This is a genomic window from Pseudomonas sp. 4CAES_32.4, from assembly GCF_058136335.1.
In genome coordinates this window covers 4,801,291-4,827,390 of the sequence record NZ_CM176882.1, presented here as the reverse complement: position 1 = coordinate 4,827,390, position 26,100 = coordinate 4,801,291, and the positions used below count along the sequence as shown (strand labels likewise).

Here is a 26,100-nt window from a genome sequence, read left to right as displayed (position 1 = left end):
ATTCAGCGTGGGAGCCATCTTTAGCAGGGGGTGTGTGCACGACGCAGATTCAGTGTGGAAGCCATCTTTAGCAGGGGATGTGTGAACGACGCAGATTCAGTGTGGAAGCCATCTTTAGCAGGGGGTGTGAGCACGACGCAGATCCAGTGTGGGAGCCATCTTTAGCAGGGGGTGTGTGCACGACGCAGATTCAGCGTGGGAGCCATCTTTAGCAGGGGGTGTGTGCACGACGCAGATCCAGTGTGGAAGCCATCTTTAGCAGGGGGTGTGAGCACGACGCAGATCCAGTGTGGGAGCCATCTTTAGCAGGGGGTGTGTGCACGACGCAGATTCAGCGTGGGAGCCATCTTTAGCAGGGGGTGTGTGCACGACGCAGATCCAGTGTGGAAGCCATCTTCAGCAGGGGCTGTGTGAACGACGCAGATCCCCTGTGGGAGCCAGCCCTGCTGGCGATGGCGGTTCTGGATTCACCACTGTGGGTTGTGTGAACCCAGGTCTGTGGCCGGCAGCGTCCACTGAATCGGCGTACCGCTGATCTTCATCGGCACCTGCGACCGGTGCGCCGGGCCCCATGGGGTCTGTTCCACCTGCACGCCTTGATCCTGTTCATCTTCGGCGCGCAGCGCTTCGGTTGTCCCCGGTCCATGCTCGATCAACAACGTCGCCGTGCGCGCCAGTGACAGTCGCGCGGAGCCGCCTCGACCGCTCTTCAAACGCTCAGTCAAAAGTCCAATCGCACTCGCCGCCATCAAATATCCCGTCGCATGATCCAGCGCCTGCACCGGCAAAGGCGTCGGTTTATCGGCCTGCTGCCAGCGCATCCCGGCTTCGGCGATGCCGCTGCTCATCTGCACCAGGCTGTCGAAACCCCGGCGGTTCTGCCATGGGCCGCTCCAGCCGTAAGCGTTGAGGCACACGTCGATCAGCCCCGGCGCCAGTTGCCGACGGCGTTCGCTGCCGAACCCGAGGTGTTCCAGCGCATCGGCGCGGTAGCCGTGCAGGAGGATGTCAGCGTCCTTCAATAGATGTTCGAACACCGCGCGATCCGCCGGATCTTGCAGATCCAGCCGCGCACAGCGCTTGCCCAGGGTCATTTCCGGCACCACACCGGGCTCGTTCCAGGTCGGTGGATCGATGCGCAAAACGTCAGCCCCAAGCCCGGCCAGAAAACGGCTGGCGGTGGGGCCGGCGAGCACACGGGTCAGATCCAATACCTTGATGCCGGCCAACGGTCGCTCGACTGAGCCTTGCCACGGTTTAGCGTTTTCATCCGACGAATCGAGAAAATGCACCAGCGGCTCGGCATTCACCGCCAGCCCCTGCGGATGGTTTTGCCACTGCGCCCAACTGCGCATCTCGGCGGCACAGCCCTTGGCCTCGACCACCGCTTGCTCCAGATCGGTGCTGGTCCATTGCGCGACTTTCGCGGCCATGGCTGCACGGTCGGCGCAGGCACCGAGCACACGTTCGGCAGCGGCGCGGTGATGCGGGGCGTTGGTGTGCAAGCGGATCCAGCCGTCCTGTGTGGCGTAGTCGCCGGCGACCGGGTCCCACAACGGCGGCACTTGCCAGCCGACGGGGCGCAGCGAGGTGGAGAACCAGAACGAGGCCAGGCGCCGGTCGACTTCAACGCTGGGCAGGTGACTGGTCTGCTGCTCGATCAATTGGCTGACGGCCTGACCGGCAGCGGCCATGCTGGCGCAGGCCAGGTCAGTGACGGCGAATGCCGAGGGCAGGGCGCCACGGGCGGTGAACGGAATCGAGGTACGGGGCAAGCCGAGCCCGGCTTGAATGGACGTGAGTAAATCAGTCATCGAAGGCCCTCCGGAGCGAGAGGGCGATGATAGTGCAAAAAGGCACGAGGAGGATCGTTCCCACGCTCCGCGTGGGAATGCATCAAGGGACGCTCCGCGTTCCAGTTTCCGATTGGGACGCGGAGCGTCCCGGGCTGCATTCCCACGCAGAGCGTGGGGACGATCTCTTCGCGGGGTCAGACCCGGAACTGATCCATCAACTTCATCTGCTGACTTGCCAGGGCGTTGAGCTGGCTGCTGATCGCCGCTGATTCAGTGGCTTGCTCAGTCAGCGTTTCGGTGACGGTACGAATCGCCGAAACGTTGCGGTTGACCTCTTCGGCCACCGCACTCTGCTGCTCAGCCGCACTGGCAATCTGCAGGTTCATGTCGCTGATCACCGTCACCGCGTCGCTGATCTTGCCGAGCGCATCGACGGCTTGGCGAATCTGCCCGGCGTTGTTGTGCGCCTGAGTCTGGCTCGAGTGCATGGTCGCGACCACACCTCGGGTGCCGGTCTGAATGCGCTCGATCACCACGCGAATCTCTTCCACCGAATCCTGAGTGCGCTTGGCCAGGTTACGCACTTCGTCGGCGACCACGGCAAAACCACGGCCGCTCTCACCGGCACGCGCCGCTTCGATGGCGGCGTTGAGCGCCAGCAGGTTGGTCTGTTCGGCGATGCTGCGGATCACCTCCAGCACCGAACCGATCTGCTCGCTGTTCACCGCCAGCGCTTCAACCTCGGTCACCGCTTTGCTGACTTCATCGGCCAATTGGTTGATGTCGCGGGTGCTGCGCTCGATGATCGACATACCGTCCTTGGCCGACTGGTCGGCACCTTTGGCGGCATTGGCAGCGTTGGATGCGCTGTTGGCGACGTCGTGGGCGGTGGCGCTCATTTCGTTGGAAGCGGTGGCGACCTGGTCGATTTCGCGGAACTGCACCTGCATGCCTTCGCTGGTCTGGCGGGCGATTTCCGAAGACTGGTCGGCGGTGCCGCGCGCTTCGGTGATGCTCTGTTTGATCTGCGCGATGGTCGGTTGCAGCTTGTCGAGGAAGCGGTTGAACCAGTTCACCAGTTCACCCAGTTCATCTTTTTTGCTGTAGTTGAGGCGTTGGGTCAGATCGCCTTCGCCGCTGGCGATGTTCTTCAGCATTTCGGCAACGCTGTTGATTGGCCGGGTCACGCCCGAGGCGGTGAGCCAGATCAGCAGCAGGCCGATCAGACCTGCAACCACGGCGACCAGCAGCGCGGTGATCACGCCGGTTTTCTGGGCATCATCGAGCACCGCTTGCAGCTTTACCGAATCGGCCAGCAGCACGTGTTTCGGCAGGTCGATGACCACGCCCCAGGCGCGCGAGTTGCCAATCGGATCGACCGGGTAGACCGCACGAATCAGATCGCCCTGTTCGAGAATCTTCGGAGTGCCGGAGGCGAGCAGTTGCAACACATCCTGGCCATCGGCACCGAGGGTGTCGTTGATCTTTTTGCCAACCTTGGCCGCGTCCGAACTGTCGGCGCCGAGAACGCCGCTGCCGGAGACGATCAACATGTGCCCGGCGTTGTTGAACAGGTTGCGTTGCGACTCGACGGCAGCAGCCTGCAGAGCGTCGAGAGCGATGTCGATGCCGACCACGCCGATGGCTTTGCCGTCGACCATCAGCGGCACGGAAATGGTCGTCATGAGCATTTCCTTGCCACCGACCGTGTCGGCATACGGATCAAGCAAGCAGGTGCGCTTGTTGTCGCGAGGGCAGGTGTACCAACTGTTGTACGGCGTGCCGCTGACGCTGAGGGTGGTCTTGGTCAGATCTTCTTCGACCATGATCGTGTTCAGCGAGCTGCCGGCGGCGCGGCTCCAGTAGGTGGCGAAACGACCGGCTTCGTTGGACTGGCGGGCGGCGTCGTTGGCGAATTCGCTGTCCTTGCCGTCGAGGCCGTTCGGTTCGAAAGCGAGCCAGATGCCGAGCACTTTGTCGTTACGCTCGAACGCGGTTTTCAGGCTCAGGTTCAACTCTTCCCGCAAGGCACCGGCGTCCAGCGAACGCTTGGCGGCCATCACCCGCATGTCCTTGATCTGATCCGCTACGGCAGTGATCACCGTCAGGCTTTCGCCGAAGGTCTTCTGCACCCGCACCGCTTGTTCGGCGGCTTTGGCCTGCAGCAGGTTTTGCACACTGGCCGTGAGCAACTGGTTGCTGGAGGTGCTGACCAGTTCGTCGTTCTGATTGGTCTGGTAGATGTTCATGCCGACGATCAGCGCGACCACACCGAGCAGGCACAGACCGGAGAGCAGGACGATTTTCAGGCGAATGGAAAGAGAGTCGAACATGGGGCGATCTCGCGAATGAATAAACGGGTGGCATGCGGGCATGAAGTACCCGGCCAAATCCATTCAGCGCCATTCCATGCTCATCGGCGTGAATCGAAAGCGCATTAGGCGGCTGCCGACGGACGGTCAGCGCTAAACGTTTGCGCAGGGGAAAGTGCTGAAAAAGAGGAAAATTACAGGGATGTTTCAAGGCTGTGAACGGTGCATGACCGGTCATCGGCAAACTTTCAGTAGCTGATCAAACAGGTTTTGGCAGGGATTCGGGGCGCGACCAGATCCACAGATTGCCCAGACTCATCCCGGCAATCGCCAGATAGATCGGCCAGCCGTGATCGAGCAGCATCAGCATCAGCGTCGCGCAGAGCAACATGCTCACCGTGGCGCTGACCTTGGCCTTGCGCGCGATGATCTTGCCGTTGCGCCAGTTACTGAGGATCGGCCCGAACAGCCGATGGTTTTCCAGCCAGGCACTCAGGCGCGGCGAGCTGCGCGTGGCGGCCCAGGCGGCGAGGAGGATGAACTCGGTAGTCGGCAAACCGGGCACGACGATGGCGATCAGACCAATGCCGAGGCTGACGTAGGCCAGCAGGCCGAACAGCAGACGGGCGATTTTCGAGGAGGCTGGTTGCGGCATGGGCTCGGCGGGTGGCTTCTGGAGCGAAAAGGAGATCTTACAGGCTTACGCAGATCACTGTGGGAGCTGGCTTGCCAGCGATAGCGGTCGATCAGTGCCTACAAAGTTGACTGACATACCGCCATCGCTGGCAAGCCAGCTCCCACAGGGTTTGTAGTGTGTCGGGAATCAGGCCAATTCGGCTTCTGCGGCGTAAGCCTGTTCCAGCAACACGGTGAAGCGGTTGAACGCGTCGATCGCGCCTTGCTCGACTTCGGCTTCTTCTTCAGCGCTGAACTCCAGCGAATCAAGAGTGCGCACGAAGCGCTTCCAGCCTTCAGCGCGGCCACCTTCTGGCTCACCGAGGTGACGGGCGCCGAAGGTTTCGCTCAGCTCCAGCGCCACGGCGCGTTTGATCAGGAACGCCGCGCCAAGCTTCGAACCTTCGGAAACAAAGATCCAGCCCAGTGCGCGGGCCTTGCTCGGATTTTGCACCGCGCCTGCGACCGGCGCCGGCACTTCGGTGTCGAGATCGGCGAGGTCAGCCTTGGCCGCTTCGGCGCGGCAACGGGCCGGCAGATCCGCGACGATGGCGGTCAGTTCGGCATCGTTGTACAGATCGACCAGTTCCGACTGGAACAGGTATTGCGCGACGACGAAACGGGCGAAGTTGGCGCGGGTCTCGAACGGCGCGTGCGCCTTCACCAGCGCATCGAGCTTGCTGTGCGGCTCATGGGTGATCTGGTTCAAGCGTTGCGAACGCAGGGCAGGGCGTTGTTCGGTGTCTTGAGTGGTCATGGGAAATCCTTGAAAAAGAGAGGCGCTTGCTAACGAGACGAACAAGAAGACGTGCAAGCGTAAAAAAACCTCACGGTGCGGTGAATGAACACGCGCCGTGAGGTGGGTTGGATCAGATGTCCCAGATCAGGTTGATCGCGAAGTTGCGGCCCGGCTGGGTCAGGCGATCAAGGTTGGCCGGTTGCGTCACCGAAGCCTCGCCGACGCTGTCGTAACCGCGCACGTCATCCCACAGCCAGTATTTCTTGTCGGTCAGGTTGTAGATGCCGCCGCTGACGGTGACGTCGTCGGTGACTTTGTAATAACCGGCCAGATCAAGAATGCCGAAGCCCGGGGTTTTGAATTGGCTGCTGACGCCATCCGGCGACTTGAAGTTGCTGTCGTCGACGCGATCCTTTTTCTTCACCACGGTCCAGCTCAGCAGGCCGCCGTAGTTGTCCTGGTCGTAACCCAGACCGAACACGCCGGTCAGCGGGTTGACGCTGTTGATCGGCTCGCCGGTGTCGTTGTTGCGGCCGTAGGCGTAGGCAATCGAGCCCTGGGTGTAGAGACCTTGCGGCGCGCCGAACGCATCCAGATTCAGACGACCTTTGACTTCCGCACCCTTGATGGTGGCGTGTTTGATGTTGCTCGACTGGAAGGTCAGCTCGTCGTAGCCAGGGGTAACGGCGTCTTCGTTGATGAAGTCGCGGTACTTGTTATAGAACACCGCCACGTCGAACGAACCTTGCTCGAAGTTGCCGCGCAGACCGGTCTCATAGCTTTTGCTTTTTTCCGGTTCCAGATCCGGATTAGGCGCGACGTTGTAGCCGGTGGTGGTGTTTTCGAAGCGGCCGTACAGGGCTTTCGCGGTCGGAGTGCGGAAGCCTTCGGCGTACTGACCGTACCAGGTGTAGTTCTCGGTCAGGGCGTAGGTCAGGCCGAATTTTGGCGAGACTTTATGCCAGGTCTTGTTCTCGTCGCTGACGGTGCCTTGGCCATCGGCGGCGACGGTGTTGAGGAATTCCTGAGTGATGTGCGGCTTGAGCTGGGTGTAGTCGTAGCGCAGGCCCGGCAGGAAGGTCCAGTTGTTCCAGGTGATCTGATCCTGGGCGAACACGCTGTAGGTGTTGATGGTCGGATCCGGGAAGTCCGTGGCCTTTTTCAGTACGTCAGCGGCACTGGTCGCACCAATGGCCGTGCAGCCGCGACCGACCGCCAGGCACTTGCCGTCGCCGCTGCGCGAGCCGGTGACTTTCTGTTGCTTGATGGTGGTGCCGTAGGTCAGCACGTGATCGGTGTCGCCGATGGCGAAAGCCTTGTCCAGTTGCGCGTCGAACACCCACTGCTTTTCTTCGTAAATCGTGTCGCGAGTACGCAGCACTTTACGGGTGATCGGATAGTAGAACTCTTCGGTGCTCTGGTCAGTCTTGGCGATCTGGTGGTTGAGGCTCCACTTCACGTTATCGACCAGCAGGCTATCGAGGGCGAACGAATGTTCGAGGCCGAATCGCTCACGGGTGATGGTGTCGTTGCCGGTGCGCCACTGGTACATGCCGCCGGGCAGTACGCTGTTGGGGATGGTCGGGGCGCCGGCAAAGTACGGGCCGCCGTAGGCGCTTTTCTGATCGGTATCGCGGTCATCCTTGTACTTTTCGTAGGTCAGGCCCAGACGCGAATCGTCGTTGTAGTTCCAGCCGACCTTGGCCAGCACGTTGTAGGCATTGACGTCTTCCGGGTTGGCGGCGGTGCGCTCCAGGCCAGTGCCGTTGTTGCTGCCGTAGGAATCGGTCTCGTGGCCATCGCGCTGGCTGTAGTGCAGCAACCCGTCGAACTGGTCAGCACGACCGGCGACGGTGGCGGATTTCAGCCAGCTCTCGTCGGCGGAGCTGTAACCGCTTTTCAGGCGTGCGCCGACGTCTTTGCCGGGCTTGATGATGTCGTCGGCATCGAGGGTGTAATAGCTGACGGCGCCGCCGATGGCGTTGCTGCCGTAGAGCACCGAGGCCGGGCCACGGAGAATTTCCACGCGCTTGACGATTTCCGGGTCAACGTAATTGCGCTGGGTCTTGGCGTACGGGCCGTTGAAGAAACCGTCCGGCACTTCCACACCATCGACTTGGGTCAGGATGCGGTCGCCGTCGATACCACGAATGTTGTAACCGCTGATGCCGCCACGGGTGCCGGCACCGCCGACGGACACGCCCGGCTCGTAGCGCACCAGATCCTTGATGGTGTTGACGTTGTTGCGGTCCAGATCCTGCCGGGTCTGTACGGTGACGGTCGCCGGAACGCTATTGACCGACTGCTCCTGACGGGTGGCGCTGATGGTCACCTGATCCAGATTGAGCGTGCCGCTGGCGTTGCGCTTTTCCAGCACGACGTTGTTGTTGCTGATTTTGCGGAAGCTCAGGTTGGTCCCCACCAACAGCCGCTCGAGGGCTTTTTCCGCTGGCAGCGAACCGCGCACCCCCGGCGACGATACGTTCTGCGCCAGTTCTGCCGGCAAGCCGACCTGCCAGCCAGTCACTGCGGTGAAGGCATTGAGGGCTGACACCAGCGGTTGCTGAGCGATGGCGAACGAGTAATCACCCATGTTGCGCGCCGGCGGCTCGGTGGCAGCCATCAGCGGTGCGGTGCCGGCCATCAGGATGGCGGCGGTCAGCAGCGACAGTACGCGGGAAGGGGAAGCAGTCTGGCGGGTAAGGCGAGAGGACATCGATAGCGCTCCGTGTCGCACGAATCTTTATAGGTGCTGATTGACTTCGCGTGATGCGAATCAATTGCATTGGCTATAACGAGACGTACTGACGGCGGCTATCGAGTAAAAATAATTCTCATTTAGTTCAAAATCACCAGCGCCGGGAATTCTTTCAGTTGCGCCGAGGTGATGTGTGCGAGGGAACGAACCACGTCGAGCGGCTGATCGAGACGGTAATTGCCGGTCACGGCAATGTCGGCGAGTTGTTCGTTGTTGTTGATGATCCAGCCCGGATAGTAGCGGCGCAGTTCGGCCAGCACCTTGTCGAGCGGGCAGTTTTCGAACACCAGGCGGCCCTGCACCCAGGCGAGGTCGGTATTGGCGTCGAGTTTGGCCGGGCGGTCGAAGCCGTTCGGGCCGATGCGGATACTTTCTCCGGCAGTCAGGCGCACGTGTGCGTCGTTGTGCGTGGCACGCAAGTCGACATCGCCGCGCTGCACATTGACCTGCGCCACGCCATCGAGATAACGCACGGCAAACGCGGTATCGCGCACGCTGGCGGTGACCGGGCCGGCATCGATTTCCAGTGGCTGACTGCGACCACTGGCGATCTCGAAAAACGCTTCGCCCTGAAACAACCGGGCAACGCGCTGCTGATCGTTGATGGTGCTGGAGAAGGCCGAATTGGTGTTGAGCAGGACTTTTGAGCCGTCCGCCAGTTGCAGGCGCTGGCGTTCGCCGACCACGGTCAGGTGATCGGCCTGAAGGCGCATTGGCAGGTTGCTGAAACTGAACAGGCCGAGGATCAGCACGGCTGCGGTCGCCAGCGGTTTCCAGTGCGGGCGCAGGCGTTTGAGGACAGTGACTTTCGCCGGTTTCGCCGCCAGGGCTTGCGCACACAGGGCGATTTGCGGGCCGTCCCAGATCGCTTGCGCCTTGGCAAACGCCTCGGCATTCAACGGATCGGCCGCCAGCCAGGCGTGAAATTGCCGGGTCTGCTCCTCGTCCGGGCTGCCGAGCACGATGAGCCAGTCCAAGGCCTGGTCCATTGCGTTTGCAGCGTCCTGCACCGAATCCGGCGAAGGCGAGCGGTGGGTGTCCGTCACGGTGTTTCCTCGGGCTTCTGGCGAAGCAGTTTCAAGCTTCAAGCTGCAAGCTGCAAGCCAGATGCGTGTACTGCTTTTCGTTTTTACTTGGAGCTTGAAGCTTACAGCTTGCCGCTGCTGTCGTGTCGTTCAGCGACGCCGATGCAAATGCTCATGATCAGCTTCAATTCTTTTTGCACGGTGCTGAGGGAGACGTTCAGCTCGTCCGCGATTTCCTGGTAGCTGTTGCCGTGCAGACGGCTGAGGATAAAGATCTGCTGCTGACGCGGGCTGAGTTGGCTGAGACTCACGTTCAGGCGCTCCAGCATCTGTTCGGCGTGGGCGGCGTCTTCGGCGCTGCTGGCAGGGGCGGCGACACTGTGCACGACATCCTGCGGCACGTCGTCGACCATGGTTCGCGAGTGGATCTTGCGCGCGCGCAAATGATCGAGCGCCAGATTGCGCGCGGTCTGAAAGACGAAAGGTTCGAGGTGATCGATGGCCCGCTCGCTCAACGCCCGCGTCACGCGCAGGTAGGTCTCCTGCAACAGGTCTTCAGCGGTGCTGTGATTGTTGACCATCCGTTCCAGCGTACGCAGCAGCGAGGTGCGCTGGGTGAGGAAGACGTGATTGAAGCGCGATTGACTCACGGGGGAACCTGATCCATTTCGAGCGAATGATAATGCTTATCATCTAGTCGAATGGTCAAGTGTTGATTTGTCAAAGAAGGGTAAAGGGTTTGCGCGGATCAAATTGTAGGAGCTGCCGAAGGCTGCGATCTTTTGATGTTGGTTTTACAACAAGATCAAAAGATCGCAGCCTGCGGCAGCTCCTACAGGGGATCAGGACAACCTTACTCGGCGTTACACAGCGCCAGGCAGTTATCCAACATGCGGTTCGAGAAGCCCCACTCATTGTCATACCAGGCCAACACCTTCAGCAGTTTGCCGCTGGATTTGGTGTGGTTGGCGTCGAAGATCGACGACAGCGGGTTGTGGTTGAAGTCGCTGGAAACCAGCGGCAGCGTGTTGTAACCGAGAATCTTCGAATGCTGGCTGGCCGATTTCAGCAGCGCATTGACCTCATCGGCCGACGCTTCGCGCTTCAACTGCACGGTCAGATCGACCAGCGACACATTGATCACCGGCACCCGCACGGCCATGCCGGTCAGCTTGCCCGCCAGTTCCGGCAGCACCAGGCCGACCGCTTCAGCGGCGCCGGTCTTGCTCGGAATCATGTTCTGCGTGGCCGAACGCGCGCGGTACGGGTCGGTGTGATAGACGTCGGTGAGGTTCTGGTCGTTGGTGTAAGCGTGAATCGTGGTCATCAAGCCGCTTTCAATGCCAAGTTCACGGTGCAGCACCTGCGCCACCGGCGCCAGACAGTTGGTGGTGCACGAGGCGTTGGAAATGATTTGGTGCGATTGGCGCAGAATGTCGTGGTTCACACCGTAAACGACGGTGGCGTCGGCGCCTTTGGCCGGGGCCGAGATGATCACTTTGCGCGCGCCGGCGGTAATATGCGCGGCCGCTTTGGCGCGATCGGTGAACAGACCGGTGCATTCAAACACCACATCAATCTTTTCCGCGGCCCACGGCAGGTCGGCCGGGTTGCGAATCGCGCTGACCGCAATGCGGTCGCCGTTGACGGTCAGGCTTTCGTTGTCATGCGCCACTTCGGCGTCGAACGTGCCATGAACGGTGTCGTATTTGAGCAGGTGGGCGTTGATCGAGCTGTCGCCCAGATCATTGATGGCGACGATCTGCAAATCCTGTCGATAGCCTTGGGTATACAGTGCGCGCAGGACATTACGGCCAATGCGGCCAAAACCATTGATTGCGATTCGAAGAGTCATTGAACAGCGCCGCCGTCGTTTTGTTGTTGGAATTACAAGATTATTCGCATAAAAATAGAAAACAAGCCTTTTTAGTGGCAATATTTTGTTTTATCTACAACGAGTGACCTGAATCAACTGGTCCGATTGGTCAAAAAAGCCGTCTGTCATTCCAACAACAACGGCGTTTGATCAGCATAGACAATCAGGTCGCCACATCCGTTAGCCTGGAGTTCTACACATGCATCCCCGCGTTCTTGAGGTCACCGAACGGCTTATCGCCCGCAGCCGCGCCACGCGTCAGGCTTACCTTGCACTGATTCGCGGCGCCGCTACTGACGGGCCGATGCGCGGCAAGCTGCAATGCGCCAACTTCGCCCACGGCGTGGCCGGGTGCGGCACTGAAGACAAGCACAGCTTGCGGATGATGAACTCGGCGAACATCGCCATTGTTTCTTCATATAACGACATGCTCTCGGCGCACCAGCCGTACGAAGTGTTCCCGGAACAGATCAAGAACGCCCTGCGTGAAATCGGCTCGGTCGGTCAGTTCGCTGGCGGCACCCCGGCGATGTGCGATGGCGTGACCCAAGGCGAGCCGGGCATGGAACTGAGCCTGCCGAGCCGCGAAGTGATCGCCATGTCCACGGCGGTCGCGTTGTCTCACAACATGTTCGACGGCGCGCTGATGCTCGGCATCTGCGACAAGATCGTCCCGGGCCTGATGATGGGGTCGCTGCGTTTCGGTCACCTGCCGACGATTTTTGTCCCGGGCGGGCCGATGGTCTCGGGGATTTCCAACAAGGAAAAAGCCGACGTGCGCCAGAAGTACGCCGAAGGCAAAGCGACCCGCGAAGAGCTGCTGGAATCGGAGATGAAGTCCTACCACAGCCCGGGCACCTGCACCTTCTACGGCACCGCCAACACCAACCAGTTGCTGATGGAAGTCATGGGCCTGCATTTGCCGGGCGCCTCTTTCGTCAACCCGAACACGCCGCTGCGCGATGCGCTGACCCGCGAAGCCGCGCACCAGGTCACGCGCCTGACCAAGCAGAACGGCAACTTCATGCCGATCGGCGAAATCGTCGACGAGAAGTCGCTGGTCAACTCGATCGTCGCGCTGCACGCCACCGGCGGTTCGACCAACCACACCCTGCACATGCCGGCCATCGCCATGGCCGCGGGCATTCAACTGACCTGGCAGGACATGGCCGACCTCTCCGAAGTCGTGCCGACCCTGAGCCACGTCTACCCGAACGGCAAAGCCGACATCAACCACTTCCAGGCCGCTGGCGGTATGTCGTTCCTGATCCGCGAACTGCTCGGCGCCGGCCTGCTGCACGAAGACGTCAACACTGTGCTCGGCCACGGCCTGAGCAAGTACACCAAAGAGCCGTTCCTCGATAACGGCGAGCTGGTGTGGCGTGAAGGCCCGGTCGACAGCCTCGACGAAAACATCCTGCGCCCGGTCGCTCGTGCGTTCTCCCAAGAGGGCGGTTTGCGCGTGATGGAAGGCAACCTCGGTCGCGGAGTGATGAAGGTGTCCGCCGTCGCTCTGGAAAACCAGATCGTCGAAGCACCGGCGATGGTGTTCCAGGATCAGCAGGATCTGGCCGACGCGTTCAAGGCCGGTTTGCTGGAAAAAGATTTCGTCGCCGTGATGCGCTTCCAGGGCCCGCGTTCCAACGGCATGCCTGAGCTGCACAAGATGACGCCGTTCCTCGGCGTGCTGCAGGATCGCGGCTTCAAAGTCGCGCTGGTGACTGACGGGCGTATGTCCGGCGCCTCGGGGAAAATTCCCGCCGCAATTCACGTCAGCCCCGAAGCTTATGTCGGTGGCGCTTTGGCGCGCGTGCAAGAGGGCGATATCATCCGCGTCGATGGCGTCAAAGGCACCTTGGAGCTTAAGGTGGACGCCGACGAATTTGCCGCGCGCGAACCCGCCAAAGGTCTGTTGGGTAACAACATCGGCAGCGGTCGTGAACTGTTCGGCTTTATGCGCATGGCTTTCAGCTCGGCAGAGCAGGGCGCCAGCGCCTTCACTTCTGCCTTGGAGACGCTTAATTGAAACTGGCTTTGGTCGGTGACATCGGAGGCACCAACGCGCGGTTTGCGTTGTGGAAAAACCAGCAACTGGAAGCGGTTCAGGTCCTGGCCACCGCCGACCACGCCAGCCCGGAAGAGGCGATCAGCCTCTATCTGAGCGGGCTCGGTCTGGCGCCGGGTTCGATCGGTTCAGTGTGCCTGTCGGTGGCCGGCCCGGTCAGCGGCGATGAATTCAAGTTCACCAACAACCACTGGCGGCTGAGCCGCACGGCGTTCTGCAAAACCTTGCAGGTCGAACAGTTGTTGCTGGTCAACGACTTCTCGGCGATGGCGCTGGGCATGACCCGTTTGCAGCCGGACGAATTCCGTGTGGTCTGCGAGGGTACGCCGGAGCCGTTGCGTCCGGCGGTGGTGATCGGCCCGGGCACTGGCCTTGGCGTCGGCACGTTGCTTGATCTTGGCGAGGGCCGTTTCGCCGCGTTGCCGGGCGAGGGCGGTCACGTCGATCTTCCCCTGAGCAGCCCGCGTGAAACCCAGTTGTGGCAGCACATTCACAACGAAATCGGCCATGTCAGCGCGGAAACTGCGTTGAGCGGCGGCGGCTTGCCACGGGTTTACCGGGCGATCTGCGCAGTCGATGGGCATGAGCCGACACTCGACACGCCGGAAGCGATTACGGCGGCCGGTCTGGCAGGTGATCCGATTGCCCTGGAAGTGCTCGAGCAGTTCTGCTGCTGGCTCGGCCGCGTGGCCGGCAACAACGTGCTGACCACCGGTGGACGTGGCGGGGTGTATATCGTTGGCGGCGTGATTCCGCGCTTTGCCGATTTCTTCCTCGAAAGCGGTTTCGCCCGCAGCTTCGCCGACAAAGGTTGTATGAGCGATTATTTCAAAGGCATTCCGGTGTGGCTGGTGACAGCGCCGTATTCTGGCCTGATGGGCGCGGGTGTGGCCCTCGAGCAAGCTGGCTGAGGATCGTTCCCACGCTCTGCGTGGGAATGCAGCCCGTGACGCTCCGCGTCACTGGACGCGGAGCGTCCCCAGAGGCATTCCCACGCAGAGCGTGGGAACGATCGGTTCATCAGGCATAATCCGCCCCAATTCCAACAACAAGGATGCCTTCGAAGTGAGCTCAGTCAACAAGTCGATATTGTTGGTCGATGACGACCAGGAAATACGCGAGTTGCTGGAAACCTACCTGACCCGCGCCGGGTTTCAGGTGCGGGCCACAGCCGATGGCGCCAGTTTTCGCCAGGCCCTCAACGAGGCGCCGAGCGATCTGGTGATACTCGATGTGATGCTCCCCGACGAGGACGGCTTCAGCCTGTGCCGTTGGGTGCGCCAGCATCCGCGTCAGGCGCAGGTGCCGATCATCATGCTCACCGCGAGTTCCGACGAAGCCGACCGCGTGATCGGCCTCGAACTCGGCGCCGACGATTACCTCGGCAAACCCTTCAGCCCCCGCGAACTGCAAGCGCGCATCAAGGCCTTGCTGCGCCGCGCGCAATTCGGTCAGGAACGCAGCGGCAGTGAAGTGCTGGCGTTCGATGAGTGGCGGCTGGACATGGTCAGCCATCGGCTGTTTCACACCGACGGTGAGGAAGTGATCCTCTCCGGCGCCGATTTCGCCCTGCTGAAACTGTTCCTTGATCACCCGCAGGAAATCCTCGACCGCGACACCATCGGCAACGCCACCCGTGGCCGCGATCTGATGCCGCTCGATCGTATCGTCGACATGGCCGTCAGCCGTTTGCGTCAGCGCCTGCGCGACACCGAAAAACCGCCACGATTGATCCGTACTGTGCGCGGCAGCGGCTACCAACTGGCAGCCAATGTGGTTGCCGGCAATGGCCACTGAGTCCCTGCGCAAACTCGCCGCCAGGGTGCCGGTGCCGCGTTCGCTGCTCGGGCGCATGCTGCTGCTGACCTTGTTGGCGGTGCTGTTCGCGCAGACGCTGTCGAGTGTGATCTGGGTTTCGCAATTGCGCGCCACCCAACTGGAAGGCCTGGTCACCAGCGCCCGCAGCCTTGCCCATTCGATGACCGCCAGCGTCAGTTATTTCCGCTCGCTGCCAGTGGCTTACCGGCCACTGGTGCTCGACCAATTGCGCAGCATGGGCGGCACGCGATTCGTGGTGACGCTCAACGACAAACCTTTGGGCATGGACGTGCTGCCGGTGACACCGCGCAAAGCCGCAGTGATGAAAGCGGTGGACGAAGTGCTGCGCCAGTCTCTGGGGCATGACACCGATATCTCGGTGAGTTTCGTCAGCCCCGAGGATCTGCGCATATTCAATGCCGGGCTGAAACTCGACGAGCTGCCACGTTCGTGGGCGCATTATGCGTTGACCCTGGAACCGGTGAACCCGCCGGTGCTGGTCACGCAGATTCAAATGGCCCCGGGCGAATGGCTGTACATCGCCTCGCTGTTGCCCGAACCGTACACCAGTCTTGAAGAGCAAGGCCTGCCGTCGCAGCAGGTGTGGTTCATCGTTCTCACCAGCGGATTCTTGCTGTTGTTCATCGGTGTGTTGGTGCATTGGCAGAGCCGGCCGCTCAAACGGCTGGCACGTTCTGCACGGGACCTGTCGCTGGGCGCCGACGTCGAGCCGGTGGCCGAGGGTGGCGGCAGCGAGGTGGTCGAAGTGGGCCGTGCGTTCAACACCATGCGTGAACGCATTAGCCGTTACCTGACCGAGCGCAGCCAGTTGTTCAGCGCGATTTCCCATGACCTGCGCACGCCGATCACCCGCTTGCGCTTGCGCGTCGAACTGCTCGAAGACGAGAAGCTGCAAGCCAAGTTCGGTCGTGATCTGGATGAGTTGGAGCTGCTGGTCAAAGGTGCGCTGCAGTGTGTGAAGGACACCGACATCCACGAGAACATCGAACCGGTCGACCTCAACCATGTGCTGGATTGTCTGGTCGAGCCGTATCTGGCGCCGAACGGCAACGGTCGCGTGACTCAACACGGCCGGGCGCTGGCGGCCTATCCGGGCAAGCCGCTGGCGTTGAAACGCTGCATTGGCAATCTGATCGACAACGCCTTGAAGTACGGACAGAACGCGCATCTGCACATCGATGACGATGACAGCGCGTTTGTCCTGCATGTTGATGATGAAGGGCCGGGCGTTCCGGAGCAGCGGCTGGAGCAGGTGTTTGAGCCGCACTTCCGGTTGGCGGGGCAGCAGCAGGGATATGGTCTTGGTTTGGGCATCGCACGCAATATCGCCCATAGCCATGGCGGCGAAGTGACGTTGCAGAATCTGCGTGAGGGTGGGTTGCGGGTGACTTTACAACTGCCGCGTTCAGCGGACTGAAGATCAAAGGATCGCAGCCTTCGGCAGCTCCTACAGGGAAACGCATTCCAAATGTAGGAGCTGCCGAAGGCTGCGATCTTTTGACTTTGCTTTTCTAATGTCACTGCTCAGTGACAAAACCCGCCCCCTTCGTTACAAGCCCACCCCGGCCCGTTGTTTAGACTCCCCGCAGTCATAACAACAAAAAAAGGCCACCCATGGATCGCTTCCAACCCGTCTTCAGCAGTTGGCTGAACGCCCCTGCCCACCAGCAATGGCTCGCCGCCGAAGGCCTGCGCCTGCTGGATTTCGCCAAAGCATCAAAGCTCCCGCAAGGCTTCGGCAACCTCGACGAACGCGGCCGCCTGCCAGCGAACGCGCAAGCCGAAACCATGAACACCGCGCGCATGACCCACAGCTTCGCCATGGCCCACATTCAAGGCATGCCGGGTTTCGCCGAGCTGGTCGATCACGGCATCGCCGCCCTGCGCGGGCCGTTGCGTGATGCGCTGCACGGCGGCTGGTTCGCGGTTGCCGAACACCGCGACGACAACACCGGCAAGAACGCCTATCTGCATGCCTTTGTCGCGCTGGCCGCCAGTTCCGCCGTAGTCGCCAAACGTCCCGGCGCACAAGCGTTGCTGGACGATGCCATCGACATCATCGACACCTGGTTCTGGAGCGAAGAAGAGGGCGCCATGCGCGAATTCTTCAATCGCGACTGGAGCGAAGAAGAAGCCTATCGCGGCGCCAACAGCAACATGCACGCGACCGAAGCATTCCTCGCGCTCGCCGATGTCACCGAAGATCCACGCTGGCTGCTGCGCGCGCAACGCATCGTCGAACGGGTGATCCACGGTCACGCTGCTAGCAACGGTTACATGGTCATCGAACACTTCGACCGCGACTGGCAACCGCTGCGCGACTACAACCATGACAATCCGGCTGACGGTTTCCGCCCGTACGGCACCACGCCAGGCCACGGTTTCGAGTGGGCGCGGCTGTTGCTGCACCTCGAAGCGGCGCGGGTACAGGCTGGCATGCTTACGCCGGGCTGGCTCGCCACCGACGCGCAGAAACTCTTCGAACACAACTGCCGCAACGGCTGGAACGTCGATGGTTTACCGGGCATCGTCTACACCCTCGACTGGGACAACAAAGCCGTCGTCCGTCATCGCTTGCACTGGACGCACGCCGAGGCCAGCGCCGCTGCCAGCGCCTTGCTCAAACGCACTGGCGATGAGCAATACGAGACCTGGTACCGGCTGTTCTGGGAATTCTGTGAAGCGAATTTCATCGACCGTTGCGATGGCAGTTGGCACCACGAACTCAACCCGCAAAACATTTCAAGCGCCGATATCTGGCCGGGCAAACCCGATCTGTATCATGCCTGGCAAGCTGTACTGATCCCTCGTCTACCCTTGTCACCGAGTATGGCAACTGCTTTGGCGCAGTTGTCTCAGCGTTCTCCTGTGTAACCATGCGGTGACATTCGCGCGTCCCTTCGTTACCTGCGAAGGGAAACGTCCTGTTTAAACTCCTGTGCAGCGCAAGCACCAGACTTGCATGCATAACAACAAGAAAGGTACATCTCAGATGAATGCGATTTCTCGCCTCGCTACTGTCATTTCTGTCGCCTCCCTGTTCCCGCTCGCAATTCTGCCTCTCAGTGTTTCCGCTGCCGAATCCAAAGGTTCGGTCGAAGTCGTGCACTGGTGGACGTCCGGTGGCGAAAAAGCCGCCGTTGATGTGCTCAAGGCCCAAGTCGAAAAAGACGGTTTCACCTGGAAAGACGGCGCTGTCGCCGGTGGTGGCGGTGCGACTGCCATGACCGTGCTGAAAAGCCGTGCAGTCGCCGGCAACCCGCCTGGCGTCGCCCAGATCAAAGGCCCGGACATCCAGGAATGGGCGTCGACCGGCCTGCTCGACACCGACGTTTTGAAAGACGTCGCCAAGTCGGAAAAGTGGGACAGCCTGCTCGACAAGAAAGTCTCCGATACCGTGAAGTACGACGGTGATTACGTGGCCGTACCGGTGAACATCCACCGCGTGAACTGGCTGTGGATCAACCCGGAAGTGTTCAAGAAAGCCGGTATCGAAAAAGCCCCGACCACCCTCGAAGAATTCTATGCCGCCGGCGACAAGCTGAAAGCAGCGGGCTTTATCCCGCTGGCTCACGGCGGTCAGCCTTGGCAGGACAGCACCGTGTTCGAAGCCGTTGTGCTGTCGGTCATGGGCGTTGATGGCTACAAGAAAGCCCTGGTCGATCTCGACAACAAAGCACTGACCGGCCCGGAAATGGTCAAGGCGCTGACCGAGCTGAAGAAAGTCGCGACCTACATGGACGCTGACGGCAAAGGCCAGGACTGGAACCTGGAAGCGGCCAAAGTCATCAACGGCAAGGCCGGCATGCAGATCATGGGCGACTGGGCCAAGTCCGAATGGACTGCCGCGAAGAAAATCGCCGGCAAGGATTACCAGTGCGTCGCCTTCCCGGGCACCGACAAGGCGTTCACCTACAACATCGACTCGCTGGCCGTGTTCAAGCAGAAGGACGCAGGCACTGCGGCCGGTCAGCAAGACATCGCCAAAGTCGTGCTGGGTGAAAACTTCCAGAAAGTCTTCAGCATCAACAAAGGCTCGATCCCGGTTCGCAACGACATGTTGAACAACATGGAATCGCTGGGCTTCGACTCCTGCGCACAGACAGCTGCCAAGGACTTCCTGGCCGATGCCAAGTCTGGCGGCCTGCAACCAAGCATGGCGCACAACATGGCGACCACGCTGGCGGTCCAAGGCGCGTTCTTTGATGTCGTGACCAACTACATCAACGACCCGAAAGCCGACCCGGCCGATGCTGCGAAGAAACTCGGCGCAGCGGTGCAGTCAGCCAAATAGGCGGTAGCGACGAGCTGCGAGCCGCAAGCTACAAGTCAAAAGCTTGAGCTCTGTTGGTCTTGCAGCTTGCAGCTCGCCACTGCTCCTCTCTTTTTTTGATGGATTTCCCCATGAGTTCTGTTGCTGTGTTCAGCAAGGCCTCGCCGTTCGATGCATTGCAGCGCTGGCTACCGAAACTGGTGCTGGCGCCGAGCATGTTCATCGTGCTGGTGGGCTTCTATGGCTACATCCTGTGGACGTTCGTGCTGTCGTTCACCACCTCGACCTTCCTGCCTAACTACAAGTGGGCCGGTCTGGCGCAATACGCACGGTTGTTCGACAACGACCGCTGGTGGGTCGCGAGCAAAAACCTCGCGGTGTTCGGCGGTATGTTCATCGGCATCACCTTGGTGATCGGCGTGTTGCTGGCGGTGTTCCTCGACCAGCGCATCCGTCGCGAAGGCTTTATCCGCACCATTTACCTGTACCCGATGGCGCTCTCGATGATCGTTACCGGTACGGCGTGGAAATGGCTGCTCAACCCGGGCATGGGCCTGGACAAATTGTTGCGTGACTGGGGCTGGGAAGGCTTCCGTCTCGACTGGCTGATCGACCCTGATCGCGTGGTCTACTGCCTGGTGATCGCCGCTGTCTGGCAAGCCTCGGGCTTCATCATGGCGATGTTCCTCGCCGGCCTGCGCGGTGTTGATCAGTCGATCATTCGTGCCGCGCAGATCGATGGCGCGAGCATGCCGATGATCTACTGGAAAGTGGTGCTGCCAAGCCTGCGTCCGGTGTTCTTCAGTGCGGTGATGATTCTGGCGCACATTGCGATCAAGAGCTTCGACCTGGTCGCGGCAATGACCGCCGGTGGTCCGGGTTATTCCTCCGACCTGCCAGCGATGTTCATGTACTCCTTCACCTTCAGTCGCGGCCAGATGGGCATGGGCTCGGCCAGTGCGATTCTGATGCTCGGTGCGATCCTCGCGATCATCGTGCCTTACCTGTATTCCGAGCTGAGGACCAAGCGCAATGACTAGTCTCGCTGCCAAACCTGCTATCAGCCTGAGTCGCATCGCGATCTACGCGGTGCTGATTTTCGCGGTGTTCCTGTATCTGGTGCCGCTGGTGGTCATGTTGCTGACCAGCTTCAAGACCCCGGAAGACATCAGCACCGGCAACCTGCTGAGCTGGCCGACCGTGGTCAGCGGCATCGGCTGGGTCAAGGCCTGGGCCACGGTCGACGGTTACTTCTGGAACTCGATCAAGATCACCGTTCCGGCCGTGATCATCTCTACCGGCATCGGCGCGTTGAACGGTTATGTGCTGTCGTTCTGGCGCTTTCGCGGTTCGCAGTTGTTCTTCGGTCTGCTGTTGTTCGGCTGCTTCCTGCCGTTCCAGACCGTGCTGCTGCCGGCCTCGTTCACCCTCGGCAAGATGGGCCTGGCGAGCACCACCACCGGTCTGGTGTTTATCCATGTGGTTTACGGTCTGGCGTTCACCACGCTGTTCTTCCGTAACTACTACGTGAGCATTCCGGACGCGCTGGTGAAAGCTGCACGACTGGATGGCGCGGGTTTCTTCACGATTTTCCGCCGGATCATTCTGCCGATGTCGACGCCGATCATCATGGTCTGCCTGATCTGGCAGTTCACCCAGATCTGGAACGACTTCCTGTTCGGCGTGGTGTTCTCCAGCGGTGATTCGCAACCGATTACGGTAGCGCTGAACAACCTGGTCAACACCAGCACCGGCGCCAAGGAATACAACGTTGATATGGCAGCGGCGATGATCGCCGGCCTGCCGACCCTGCTGGTCTATGTGGTCGCAGGCAAGTATTTCGTGCGCGGGCTGACGGCCGGCGCAGTCAAGGGGTAATCATGGCAACGCTCGAACTTCGCAACGTAAACAAGACCTACGGTGCCGGCCTGCCGGACACCCTGAAGAACATCGAACTGTCGATCAAGGACGGCGAGTTCCTGATCCTCGTCGGCCCATCGGGCTGCGGCAAATCGACGTTGATGAACTGCATCGCCGGCCTGGAAACCATCACCGGCGGCGCGATCATGATCGGTGATCAAGACGTCAGCGGCATGAGCCCGAAGGATCGCGACATCGCCATGGTGTTCCAGTCCTACGCGCTGTACCCGACCATGAGCGTGCGCGAGAACATCGAGTTCGGTCTGAAGATCCGCAAGATGCCTCAAGCGGCGATCGACGAAGAAGTTGCGCGTGTGGCCAAGCTGCTGCAGATCGAACACCTGCTGAACCGTAAACCGGGTCAGCTCTCCGGTGGTCAGCAACAGCGTGTGGCGATGGGTCGTGCTTTGGCACGTCGGCCGAAGATTTATCTGTTCGACGAACCGCTGTCCAACCTCGACGCCAAGCTGCGGGTCGAGATGCGCACCGAAATGAAACTGATGCACCAGCGCCTGAAAACCACCACGGTCTACGTGACCCACGACCAGATCGAAGCGATGACGCTGGGCGACAAGGTGGCGGTGATGAAGGACGGCATCATTCAGCAGTTCGGCACGCCGAAAGACATCTACAACAACCCGGCCAACCTGTTCGTGGCGAGCTTCATCGGTTCGCCACCGATGAACTTCATTCCGCTGCGTCTGCAACGCAAGGACGGTCGTCTGCTGGCGTTGCTCGACAGTGGCCAGGCCCGTTGCGAATTGCCGATGAGCATGCAGGACGCCGGTCTCGAAGATCGCGAAGTGATCCTCGGTCTGCGCCCGGAGCAAATCGTGCTGGCCAACGGCGAAGGCAATGGCTTGCCGAGCATTCGTGCCGAAGTGCAAGTCACCGAGCCGACCGGTCCGGACACGCTGGTGTTCGTCAATCTGAACGAAACCAAAGTCTGCTGCCGTCTGGCGCCGGACGTGGCACCGCAGGTGGGTGAGAACCTGACCCTGCAATTCGATCCGTCAAAAGTGTTGTTGTTCGATGCCAAGACTGGCGAGCGCCTGGGTGTTGCGGGCGTGCCACAGACCGATGCGCGGTCTGCAAACGTCGCCCAGTTCAAGGGGCGCTGAAGATCAATGTAGGAATGCAGTCATGTGGGAGCTGGCTTGCCAGCGATGCAGGCAACTCGGTTCACAGTGGAACAGAGTCGATGCCATCGCTGGCAAGCCAGCTCCCACAGGGATTGGATTCCAAGGAGCACGCGGTGGATTGCCTGTAATCCATCGCACTTTATGTAAACCGCGTTAGATAAAAACAGTTAATAACAATAAAGACGAGGATGTAGGGATGAAAAAGAAACACGTCAATGCCCGGTTGATCTGCCAAGTGTCAGCTGCGGCGGCGTTGGTGCTGGCCGGTAACGCCATGGCGGCGGATGCCTTCAGTTCCGATTCGAAATGGATGACCGGCGACTGGGGTGGCGAGCGTACCAAGCTGATCGAGCAGGGTATCGACATCAAGGCTGACTACGTTGGGGAAGTCGGTGGCAACCTGAACGGTGGCTACAACGACGACAAGACCGCGCGTTACGCTGACCAGTTCGGTCTGGGCGTGGCACTCGATCTGCAAAAGCTGTGGGGCTGGGATAACACCCAGGCAAAAATCCAGCTGACCAACCGTAACGGCTACAACATTTCCAACGACCGCGTTGGCGATCCGCGTGCCGGCACCCTGAGCTCCTCGCAGGAAGTTTACGGTCGTGGCCACATGGTGCGTCTGACCCAGTTGTGGATTCAGCACCAGTTCTTCGACAACAAACTCGACGTCAAGGCCGGTTATTTCGGTGAAGGCGAAGACTTCAACACCTTCCCGTGCGACTTCCAGAACCTGGCGTTCTGCGGTTCCCAAGTGGGTAACTGGGCAACCAACATCTGGTACAACTGGCCCGTCAGCCAGGCCGCGATCCGCGTGAAGTACAACATCAACGACGAGCTCTACGCGCAGATCGGTGCGTACAACCAGAACCCGTCGCAGCTGGAACACGGCAACGGCTTCAAGCTGAGCGGCAGCGGCACCAAAGGTACTGTGTTGCCGGTCGAGCTGGTCTGGTCGCCAAAGGTCAACAGCCTGCCGGGCGAATACCGCGTCGGTTACTACAAGAGCACGGCTGATGCCGACGACGTTCGCGAAGACGTCAACGGTTTCGACGCAGCCACCACTGGCGACGCCTACAAGTCCCACAGCAGCAAAAGCGGCTACTGGTTCGTGGCGCAACAGCAACTCACCAGCCACAACGGTGATGCTTCTCGCGGTCTGAACATCGCTGCCAACGCGACCTTCCACGACAAAGACACCAACTTCATCGACAACTACCAGTCGGTGATGTTTGTCTACAAAGGCCCGTTCGACGCGCGTCCGAAAGATGACGTCGGTATCGGTGCGGCGCGTATCCACGTCAACGACGACGTGAAGAAAAACGCCGAGCTGCTGAACGCTTCCAACGGTGTGTCGGATTACGACAATCCGGTGTTCTCGCCAATTCGCGAAACCGAATACAACTACGAGATCAACTACGGCTTCCACGTCACCAACTGGCTGACCGTACGTCCTAACCTGCAATACATCACTCACCCGGGCGGTGTGGATGCAGTGGACAACGCATTGGTCGCGGGCCTGAAAATTCAGTCTACGTTCTAACGCGTCTGCGATAAGCTCCTCTCTATGTGCGCATATTTGCGGACAGCCAAGGCTGTCCGCTTTTTTTTGGGGCTGGCGCAACCCAGTGAAAGACGAGTTCAGGATCGTGGCAAATGCATGAGCATCCGCTACAACGCTTCTTCAAATCCCTGCGTGAACAACCGGTGTTCGCCTGGGAGCGCTATCAGATGCGTGACGTGTTGGTGATCGATCATCCGCTGTGTCAGGCGGTGTTCAGTCGTCAGGGCGCGCAGTTGCTGCACTTTCAGCCGCGCGGGCAAAAGCCTTGGTTGTGGTGTGCAGCGAAGTGGCCGCATGTCGGCGCGATCCGTGGCGGTGTGCCGGTGTGTTGGCCGTGGTATGGCCGTCATCCGAGCGAAAACGCATGGCCGTCCCATGGCTGGGCGCGCTTGCTCGACTGGAAGTTGCTCGACAGCAGCAGCGCCGAAGACGGCGTGCGCCTGCACTGGCAATTGCAGTTGTGCGACTGGCAGGTTGACCTGCACGCACACCTTGGCGAACGCATGGAATTACGCCTGAGCACTGAGCATCAGGACGACATGCCGTGCCAGTTGAGCCAGGCTTTGCATGCTTACTGGCGTATTGGCGATGTTGGCGAGATAGCGCTGTCCGGGCTCGAAGGGGCGCAGGGTTATGACCAGTTGAACCGCCAGGTTTGCCAGCAGGAAGGCGAGTTGCGGGTGGATGGCGGCTGTCAGCGGGTGTTCCAGCATGAAGGCGAATTGCAGCTCAAGGATCACGCCTGGCAGCGCGAATTGTGCATTGATACCGGCGACAGTGCCGACACGGTGGTCTGGCATCCGGGCGCGCGACCGTTGTTAGGCGTGACGTGGGATGAGATTTCGGAGTTTGTCTGTGTGGAAGCGGCGGCGGGCGGGACCGACAGCCTGCATCTGGCGCCGGGGGAGAGGGCGCATTTGAGTTTGCAGGCGTGGGCAGCGGCTTAGGTTTGTGTTGTTGCTGCTGGCCCCATCGCTGGCAAGCCAGCTCCCACAGGTTTCAATGGTGTCCGCAAATGTAATGTTCGGCGCGGACACTGTGGGAGCTGGCTTGCCAGCGATTGCGAAAGATCAGTCAGCCAAGATTCCGGATCAGTTGAACTCGTCACCCACCGGATACCGGCTGGCATTCAAGCTCTCTTTGATCTTGCGCAGATGCGGCTGGAAATCCACCCCGCGACGCAAGGTCATCCCGGTCGCCAGCACATCCAGCACCGTCAACTGAATGATCCGCGACGTCATCGGCATATAAATGTCGGTGTCTTCCGGCAGCGGAATGTTCAGGCTCAAGGTACTCGCCTTGGCCAGCGGCGAATTCTCCGCCGTCAGGCCCAACACCGAAGCGCCGTTCTCGCGAGCGATACGCGCCACTTCCACCAATTCACGGGTGCGCCCGGTGTAGGAAATGATCACGAACAACTCGCCAGTGTGCGCCACTGAAGCAATCATCCGCTGCATCAACACATCGGCGTGCGCAGTGACGGCCAGGTTGAAGCGGAAGAACTTGTGCTGCGCATCCAGTGCTACCGGTGCCGAAGCGCCGAGGCCGAAGAAATGGATCTGCCGGGCCTGAATCAACAGGTCGACGGCGCGGCTGATCAGGTTCGGATCGAGCGCCTGGCAAGCGCTGTCCAGCGAGGCGATGGCGCTGCCGAAAATCTTCTGCGTGTACGCCTCGGGATTGTCATCGGCTTCGACCGCGCGGCTGACGTATGCCGCGCCACTGGCCAGGCTCTGCGCCAGTTGCAGCTTGAGTTCGGGATAACCGCTGACACCGAACGAGCGGCAGAAACGGTTGACCGTCGGTTCACTCACCGACGCGGCCTGGGCGAGGGCGGCGATGCTGAAGCGGGTGGCCTGCTGCGGGTTGAGCAGGATCACCTCGGCGACTTTGCGTTCGGCCTTGTTCAGGTCTTCAAGGCGACTCTGGATCTGTTCCAGTAAATTTCGCACGCGGTCCATATGGAATTCCTAATTCACCTGCGCAAAGGTGCGCCGGGCTATGCAAATTGGGCCTTTGATATGGCCCGTAACGGTGGCCTATCCTACTGATGGCTCCGACTGACCACCACTCGGAATCTGTATTTTGCGAAAATGTTGTGGTTATTACTACA

Annotated in this window: 19 protein-coding genes and 2 pseudogenes; 11 read left to right on the top strand and 10 right to left on the bottom strand. The window is 60.4% G+C overall.

Features of this window, described 5'->3' with window-relative positions; all coding sequences use genetic code 11:
• Positions 1-467: 467 nt before the first annotated feature.
• From AC3Y64_RS21700 to gap, 9 genes and pseudogenes are all read right to left on the bottom strand, one after another.
• Positions 468-1,814: a CoA transferase gene (locus AC3Y64_RS21700; protein WP_489985204.1), complete on the bottom strand. Its 1,347-nt coding sequence runs from the start codon at positions 1,812-1,814 to the stop codon at positions 468-470.
• Between the two features lie 176 nt (positions 1,815-1,990).
• Positions 1,991-2,518: pseudogene (locus AC3Y64_RS21695) on the bottom strand (methyl-accepting chemotaxis protein); the annotation flags it as partial.
• Positions 2,519-2,848: 330 nt separating this feature from the next.
• Positions 2,849-3,856: pseudogene (locus AC3Y64_RS21690) on the bottom strand (methyl-accepting chemotaxis protein); the annotation flags it as partial.
• 511 nt (positions 3,857-4,367) lie between these two features.
• Positions 4,368-4,763: a YbaN family protein gene (locus AC3Y64_RS21685; protein WP_489985203.1), complete on the bottom strand. Its 396-nt coding sequence runs from the start codon at positions 4,761-4,763 to the stop codon at positions 4,368-4,370.
• A gap of 168 nt (positions 4,764-4,931) precedes the next feature.
• Positions 4,932-5,540, bottom strand: a complete 609-nt coding sequence (locus AC3Y64_RS21680) for a biliverdin-producing heme oxygenase (protein ID WP_489985202.1) — start codon at positions 5,538-5,540, stop codon at positions 4,932-4,934.
• 112 nt (positions 5,541-5,652) lie between these two features.
• Positions 5,653-8,238 (bottom strand): TonB-dependent receptor, encoded by a 2,586-nt coding sequence (locus AC3Y64_RS21675; protein WP_489985201.1) that lies wholly within the window; start codon positions 8,236-8,238, stop codon positions 5,653-5,655.
• 122 nt (positions 8,239-8,360) lie between these two features.
• Positions 8,361-9,326 carry a FecR family protein gene (locus tag AC3Y64_RS21670; protein ID WP_489985200.1) on the bottom strand — a complete coding sequence of 322 codons (966 nt, stop codon included), beginning with the start codon at positions 9,324-9,326 and terminating at the stop codon, positions 8,361-8,363.
• A 101-nt stretch (positions 9,327-9,427) separates the two neighbouring features.
• Positions 9,428-9,955 carry an RNA polymerase sigma factor gene (locus tag AC3Y64_RS21665; RefSeq protein ID WP_095121288.1) on the bottom strand — a complete coding sequence of 176 codons (528 nt, stop codon included), beginning with the start codon at positions 9,953-9,955 and terminating at the stop codon, positions 9,428-9,430.
• A gap of 203 nt (positions 9,956-10,158) precedes the next feature.
• Complete coding sequence (gene gap / locus AC3Y64_RS21660) at positions 10,159-11,160, bottom strand: type I glyceraldehyde-3-phosphate dehydrogenase (protein ID WP_122589546.1); 1,002 nt, start codon at positions 11,158-11,160, stop codon at positions 10,159-10,161.
• Positions 11,161-11,380: 220 nt separating this feature from the next.
• On the opposite strand from gap, the gene edd reads away from it, so the two are divergent.
• The 11 genes from edd (at position 11,381) to AC3Y64_RS21605 (ending at position 24,934) form a co-directional block, all read left to right on the top strand.
• Positions 11,381-13,207, top strand: a complete 1,827-nt coding sequence (gene edd / locus AC3Y64_RS21655) for a phosphogluconate dehydratase (protein ID WP_489985199.1) — start codon at positions 11,381-11,383, stop codon at positions 13,205-13,207.
• Positions 13,204-14,157: a glucokinase gene (locus tag AC3Y64_RS21650; RefSeq protein ID WP_489985198.1), complete on the top strand. Its 954-nt coding sequence runs from the start codon at positions 13,204-13,206 to the stop codon at positions 14,155-14,157. Before edd ends, AC3Y64_RS21650 begins: the two co-directional genes overlap by 4 nt.
• 154 nt (positions 14,158-14,311) lie before the next feature.
• The gene (locus AC3Y64_RS21645) at positions 14,312-15,043 is read left to right on the top strand and encodes a response regulator (protein WP_025112821.1); all 732 of its coding nucleotides are present in this window, start codon (positions 14,312-14,314) and stop codon (positions 15,041-15,043) included.
• Positions 15,033-16,502, top strand: a complete 1,470-nt coding sequence (locus AC3Y64_RS21640; protein WP_489985197.1) for an ATP-binding protein — start codon at positions 15,033-15,035, stop codon at positions 16,500-16,502. The genes AC3Y64_RS21645 and AC3Y64_RS21640 overlap by 11 nt, the downstream gene beginning before the upstream one ends.
• A 197-nt stretch (positions 16,503-16,699) precedes the next feature.
• Positions 16,700-17,959, top strand: coding sequence for a D-mannose isomerase (locus AC3Y64_RS21635; RefSeq protein ID WP_489985196.1), 1,260 nt, complete (start codon positions 16,700-16,702; stop codon positions 17,957-17,959).
• A gap of 118 nt (positions 17,960-18,077) precedes the next feature.
• On the top strand, positions 18,078-19,379 hold the full coding sequence (locus AC3Y64_RS21630) for an ABC transporter substrate-binding protein (RefSeq protein ID WP_158957716.1): 1,302 nt from the start codon (positions 18,078-18,080) through the stop codon (positions 19,377-19,379).
• A gap of 110 nt (positions 19,380-19,489) precedes the next feature.
• Entirely contained in the window at positions 19,490-20,398 is a 909-nt protein-coding gene (locus AC3Y64_RS21625) for a carbohydrate ABC transporter permease (protein ID WP_008082808.1), read from the top strand.
• Positions 20,391-21,236, top strand: a complete 846-nt coding sequence (locus AC3Y64_RS21620; protein ID WP_008082809.1) for a carbohydrate ABC transporter permease — start codon at positions 20,391-20,393, stop codon at positions 21,234-21,236. Before AC3Y64_RS21625 ends, AC3Y64_RS21620 begins: the two co-directional genes overlap by 8 nt.
• A 2-nt stretch (positions 21,237-21,238) precedes the next feature.
• Positions 21,239-22,399 (top strand): sn-glycerol-3-phosphate ABC transporter ATP-binding protein UgpC, encoded by a 1,161-nt coding sequence (locus AC3Y64_RS21615; protein ID WP_122589536.1) that lies wholly within the window; start codon positions 21,239-21,241, stop codon positions 22,397-22,399.
• Between the two features lie 217 nt (positions 22,400-22,616).
• Entirely contained in the window at positions 22,617-23,966 is a 1,350-nt protein-coding gene (locus AC3Y64_RS21610) for a carbohydrate porin (RefSeq protein ID WP_158957712.1), read from the top strand.
• A 113-nt stretch (positions 23,967-24,079) separates the two neighbouring features.
• A complete protein-coding gene (locus tag AC3Y64_RS21605; RefSeq protein ID WP_489985195.1) occupies positions 24,080-24,934 on the top strand; it encodes a D-hexose-6-phosphate mutarotase in 855 nt (284 codons plus the stop codon).
• Positions 24,935-25,078: 144 nt separating this feature from the next.
• On the opposite strand, the gene AC3Y64_RS21600 is transcribed toward AC3Y64_RS21605, so the two are convergent.
• Positions 25,079-25,939, bottom strand: coding sequence for a MurR/RpiR family transcriptional regulator (locus tag AC3Y64_RS21600; RefSeq protein ID WP_171057240.1), 861 nt, complete (start codon positions 25,937-25,939; stop codon positions 25,079-25,081).
• Positions 25,940-26,100 lie beyond the last annotated feature (161 nt).

Coding starts and splice junctions, on each gene's coding strand:
- AC3Y64_RS21700 (WP_489985204.1), bottom strand. CDS start 1,814: ATGACTGATTTACTCACGTCCATTCAAGCCGGGCTCGGCTTGCCCCGT.
- AC3Y64_RS21685 (WP_489985203.1), bottom strand. CDS start 4,763: ATGCCGCAACCAGCCTCCTCGAAAATCGCCCGTCTGCTGTTCGGCCTG.
- AC3Y64_RS21680 (WP_489985202.1), bottom strand. CDS start 5,540: ATGACCACTCAAGACACCGAACAACGCCCTGCCCTGCGTTCGCAACGC.
- AC3Y64_RS21675 (WP_489985201.1), bottom strand. CDS start 8,238: ATGTCCTCTCGCCTTACCCGCCAGACTGCTTCCCCTTCCCGCGTACTG.
- gap (WP_122589546.1), bottom strand. CDS start 11,160: ATGACTCTTCGAATCGCAATCAATGGTTTTGGCCGCATTGGCCGTAAT.
- edd (WP_489985199.1), top strand. CDS start 11,381: ATGCATCCCCGCGTTCTTGAGGTCACCGAACGGCTTATCGCCCGCAGC.
- AC3Y64_RS21640 (WP_489985197.1), top strand. CDS start 15,033: ATGGCCACTGAGTCCCTGCGCAAACTCGCCGCCAGGGTGCCGGTGCCG.
- AC3Y64_RS21635 (WP_489985196.1), top strand. CDS start 16,700: ATGGATCGCTTCCAACCCGTCTTCAGCAGTTGGCTGAACGCCCCTGCC.
- AC3Y64_RS21630 (WP_158957716.1), top strand. CDS start 18,078: ATGAATGCGATTTCTCGCCTCGCTACTGTCATTTCTGTCGCCTCCCTG.
- AC3Y64_RS21625 (WP_008082808.1), top strand. CDS start 19,490: ATGAGTTCTGTTGCTGTGTTCAGCAAGGCCTCGCCGTTCGATGCATTG.
- AC3Y64_RS21620 (WP_008082809.1), top strand. CDS start 20,391: ATGACTAGTCTCGCTGCCAAACCTGCTATCAGCCTGAGTCGCATCGCG.
- AC3Y64_RS21615 (WP_122589536.1), top strand. CDS start 21,239: ATGGCAACGCTCGAACTTCGCAACGTAAACAAGACCTACGGTGCCGGC.
- AC3Y64_RS21610 (WP_158957712.1), top strand. CDS start 22,617: ATGAAAAAGAAACACGTCAATGCCCGGTTGATCTGCCAAGTGTCAGCT.
- AC3Y64_RS21605 (WP_489985195.1), top strand. CDS start 24,080: ATGCATGAGCATCCGCTACAACGCTTCTTCAAATCCCTGCGTGAACAA.